The organism is Candidatus Synechococcus spongiarum SH4 (assembly GCF_000586015.1).
GTDB lineage: Bacteria > Cyanobacteriota > Cyanobacteriia > PCC-6307 > Cyanobiaceae > Synechococcus_B > Synechococcus_B spongiarum_F.
Map to the genome: position 1 here is coordinate 1 of NZ_JENA01000148.1, position 4,245 is coordinate 4,245.

Sequence of the window (4,245 nt, forward strand, 5' to 3'; positions counted from 1 at the left end):
CGGGTGCAGCCCTACGAGGGTGTGGTGATTGCCAAACGCCACAGCGGTCTTCACGAGACCATCACGGTGCGCCGCATCTTTCAAGGCATTGGGGTGGAGCGGGTCTTCATGCTTCACTCGCCCCAGACCGCATCCGTGAAAGTGGGGCGCCGGGGTAAGGTGCGCCGTGCGAAGCTGTTTTACCTGCGTCAGCGTGTGGGCAAGGCAACCCGCGTGAAGCAGCGGTTTGACCGAGACGTCTGACGGCAACGCTAGGATGCCGCTGCCCGTTGAGGGGCATCAGTTGCTGCGCCGTTAGTTCAGTTGGTAGAACGCAGGTCTCCAAAACCTGATGTCGGGGGTTCGAGCCCTCCACGGCGCGTCTGATGCCTGTCTTCTCCCGTTTTGAAGCTCTTCTTACGTAGGATTTCCCATGGATCTTCAGCCTGGTGATCTGGTCAAAGTGCTTGAATCCGCAGCCATGGGCTGGGTGCGGGCCCGCGTGATTCGTGTGAAGTCCGGGGGCCGTGTAGTGGTGCAAAGCGATCAGGGACGCGAGTTCACGGCAAGGGGAAACCAGGTGCGCTTGATCGAGCCTGCCGGCTTCCGTCCCTGAGTTCATGTCATCCCCCCTCCTCCTCCTGACGGCAAGCCACAACCGTAATTTCCAGTTGGCTGAGCTTGTCCTGGCAGCCAGCCGGACAGCAGGGTTGCCCGCAACCATCATCGACCTCACCACCCTGGAGTTGAATCTCTACACCTCCCGTGGAGAAACCCGGGGTCCGGGGGCGGGGTTCCGGCAGCTTCACCAGGCCATGGCGGAGAGCGGTGGGTTGTGGATCTGTGCGCCGGAGTACAACGGGGGCATTCCCCCCAGCCTCACCAACGCCATTGCCTGGTTGTCCCGGGCCGCGGAGGACTTCCGCGCCCTGTTCAACGGCAAGCCCGTTGCCCTGGCCACCCACTCCGGCGGCGGCGGTCAGAAGGTTCTCTCCGCCATGCGTATCCAGTTCAGCCACCTGGGCTGCATCGTGCTGGGCCGTGAACTGCTGAGCCACGGTGGGAAACCGGCCAACCCGGACACCGTCGCCGCCATGGTTGCCCAGATGCAACGCCTGATGGGTTGAGCCGGGGCGTTGACGTCTGCCGGTCTGAACTGGTAAAATGGCAGGAATCTTGTGGGACCGTAGTTCAACCGGTTAGAGCACCGCCCTGTCACGGCGGAAGTTGCGGGTTCGAATCCCGTCGGTCCCGTTGGTTAAATGGTTCAAGCCATCCCCCAATCGCCAGGTGTCTGTTCGCGTTCGCATTGCGCCCAGCCCCACGGGAAATCTGCACATGGGTACCGCCCGAACAGCGGTATTCAACTGGCTGTTTGCCCGCCGCCACGGCGGTCGGTTTCTGCTTCGCATTGAAGACACGGACCGGGAGCGCTCCCGGCAAGCCTTCACGGACAGCATCCTGACCGGCCTCCGTTGGCTGGGGCTGGACTGGGACGAGGAGATGGTCTTCCAGAGTCGGTGTAACAGGGACCATCGGGAGGCCATCGCCGCCCTCCTGGCCAGTGGCCATGCCTATCGCTGCTATGCCACCGAAGCAGAGCTGAACGCCCTGCGGGAGGCCCAGCAAGCGGCCCGGCAGGCGCCCCGCTACGACAACCGCCACCGCCACCTGTCACCCCAACAGATTGCCGCCTTCCAGAAGGAGGGGCGCCCCGCTGTGGTGCGTTTCCGCATTGACGACACGGAAGAGATTCTCTGGCAGGACATGGTGCGTGGTCCCATGCGCTGGCGCGGGGCCGATCTGGGGGGCGACATGGTCATTGCCCGCCGCGCCCCTGCCCACGAGATTGGCGATCCCCTCTACAACCTGGCCGTGGTGGTGGACGACATCGCCATGGGCATCACCCACGTGATCCGGGGGGAAGACCACATCGCCAACACAGCCAAACAGTTGCTGCTCTACAACGCCCTCGGCGCCCCCCAGGCCCTCCTTCGCCCACACCCCGCTCATCCTGAACAAGGAGGGTCGCAAGCTCTCGAAGCGGGACGGGGTCACCTCCATTGACGATTTTCAGGCCCTCGGCTACACCGCTGCCGCCATCGCCAACTACATGTGCCTCCTGGGCTGGTCGCCACCGGTGGAGTTGGGCGAGCGCTTTGGCCTGGCGGACGCCGCCGCCGTGTTTGGGTTTGACAGGGTCAACAAGGCCGGTGGCCGCTTTGACTGGGACAAGCTCAACTGGCTGAATAGCCAGGTGCTCCATGCCATGGATGGGGCCAGGTTGCGGGATGCCCTGTTGCCCCGCTGGCAAGCGGCCGGGCTCAACACCGACCACCCCCGGCCTGGCAGGAAAAGCTTGCAGCGCTGCTGGGGCCGTCGCTGGTGGTGCTCCAGGACGGGGTGGAGCAGGCGCGCCCGTTCCTCGGTACGCCGGAACCGGACGATGCCAGTCGGGCCCAGTTGCAGGGTGAGGGTTGCCAGGCAGCCCTGCGCCATGTCCTCCGCCAGCGGCCCCAGGTTTTCGAAGCATCGGCAGCGAAGGCGCTGCTCACGGAAGCAGCCCGGGCGGCGGGGGTCAGGAAAGGGGTGGTGATGAAGGGGGTTCGAGCGGCCCTTCTGGGGCGCCTGCATGGCCCGGATCTGTTGCTCTCCTGGGAGCTTCTCCACGGGGTAGGGGAGGATGATCGCCGGCTGCGGGCAGCCCTTCAGTGAGTTGAAGCCAGTGCGCCAGCAACGGCGCAATCAAGCCGTTGAGGATGACGGTCATCAGGATGGTGAGAAACACCAATCCCTGCACCCGGCTTGCCCCCAAAATTCCCGCATCCTCCAAACGCAAGGCAAACAGGCTGGCGGTGGAGGCGCTGACAATCCCCCGGGGCGCCATCCAGCCCAGGAATATCTTCTGGGGCCAGGAGAGACCGGAACCAATGCTGCCCAGGATCACCGCCAAGGGACGCACCACCAGCATCAGACCCAGCACACAGACAACGCCTCTCCAGCCCAGGGGGACGAAATCGGACAAGGTCACGTCCGCAGCCAGAAGGGGGAACAGGAGGGTGACGGCAAGCTGGGCCAATTGGTTGAGCTCGGTTTCCAGACCCCCCAACCGGGATTCCAGAAGGGAGCCCACCACAAAGCCGGCCACAGCGGCGGCAGGGAGTCCTGCAGCCGGGCCAATCAGTTGCTCGCAGCCCACCGACAGCATCATCAAGGCGCCAAGGCAAAGCTGCAAGCGCACCGAATCCGTTGGCTCGTCAGGCAGGCTCCAGAGAATCAGGGACAACAGTCCACCGCCCAGGCCCCCCAGGAGGGAACCCAAGCCCAGTCGGCTGAGGAGATCCACCACCAGAAGCCCGTAGTTGGGGGCGAACGGCTCCAGAATCCACTGGAGAACCACCAAGGCCCCCACAGCGGCAATGGGCTCCACCAGCAACCCCTCCCCTTCCAGGAGTTTTGCCATGGGGCGCTGCAACCCCATCTGGCGCACCAAGGGTGCGATCACCGTGGGGCCTGTGGCGGAAACAACAGCCGAGAACAGAGCGGCCAACTCCCAACTCAACTGGGCCCAGTAGTGGGCCATTACCAGTCCCCCCACCAGGGTCACCGGCAGACCGAAAAGCACCAGCTTCCGCAGGCGGCGGCCCAGAAGGGAGTCCGGCACCTGCAAACTCAGCCCCCCCTCAAACAGCACCAGGCCCACCAGGAGTTCCACGGCTGTTTCCAGCCCGGGGCCCAGATCGAGGGGTTCGATCAGGCCCAGTCCCTGGCGGCCCGCAAGCAATCCACCAACCAGGAGCAACACAACGGCCGGGATGGCCAGGAGGCGTGACACAAGCCGGGACAACGCCCCGACAGAAATCGCTGCCGCCCAGAGCAAAGCCAACTGTGCGGAGGCGCCCAATGGGGCAACAATGAATGTGGCCATCACGAAGTGCGTTGGCTTCCTCGTTCATTGTGGGTTGAATCGCGCTTGCGCCAGTAGCCCAGCCGTTCCTCCCCACCAGGGTCTTCCAAGGAACGGGGCAGCCCCACGCCGGACAAGGGGGCGGGATGGGTGAGGCGTGAAGCAGTCTCCCAATCCAGCATGCTGACGTTCAACCACGGGCTGGCGGGCCTTGTTGCCGCCATGGATCGGGTTGGCGTTCACCACGGTGCTGCTGCTGAAGCTGCTGGCCGTGTTGGTGAACGACGCCCAGGGGGGAGAACCCGGAGCCCCCGGGGGCAGCGTGGCGTTTACTGTTCACGACTATGGCCCCGTGGCCC

Annotated in this window: 3 protein-coding genes, 2 tRNA genes and 2 pseudogenes; 6 read left to right on the forward strand and 1 reads right to left on the reverse strand. The window is 64.6% G+C overall.

Going from position 1 to position 4,245, the window contains the following annotated elements:
- The 6 genes and pseudogenes from rplS to gltX all read left to right on the forward strand — a co-directional run.
- A partial coding sequence (rplS, locus tag BG35_RS0107040; RefSeq protein ID WP_025782278.1) for a 50S ribosomal protein L19 occupies positions 1-243 on the forward strand: 243 nt, incomplete at its 5' end.
- Positions 244-288: 45 nt separating this feature from the next.
- Positions 289-361 (forward strand) — tRNA-Trp (locus tag BG35_RS0107045).
- Between the two features lie 51 nt (positions 362-412).
- Complete coding sequence (locus BG35_RS0107050; RefSeq protein WP_025782279.1) at positions 413-595, forward strand: hypothetical protein; 183 nt, start codon at positions 413-415, stop codon at positions 593-595.
- A 4-nt stretch (positions 596-599) separates the two neighbouring features.
- Complete coding sequence (locus BG35_RS0107055) at positions 600-1,106, forward strand: NADPH-dependent FMN reductase (RefSeq protein ID WP_025782280.1); 507 nt, start codon at positions 600-602, stop codon at positions 1,104-1,106.
- A 53-nt stretch (positions 1,107-1,159) separates the two neighbouring features.
- A tRNA-Asp gene (locus BG35_RS0107060) sits at positions 1,160-1,233 on the forward strand.
- Positions 1,234-1,269: 36 nt separating this feature from the next.
- A pseudogene (gene gltX / locus BG35_RS10810) lies at positions 1,270-2,694 on the forward strand (glutamate--tRNA ligase).
- Positions 2,695-2,722: 28 nt separating this feature from the next.
- On the opposite strand, the pseudogene BG35_RS13695 reads toward gltX, so the two are convergent.
- Positions 2,723-3,907, reverse strand: a pseudogene (locus tag BG35_RS13695) (cation:proton antiporter domain-containing protein); the annotation flags it as partial.
- Positions 3,908-4,245: the final 338 nt, after the last annotated feature.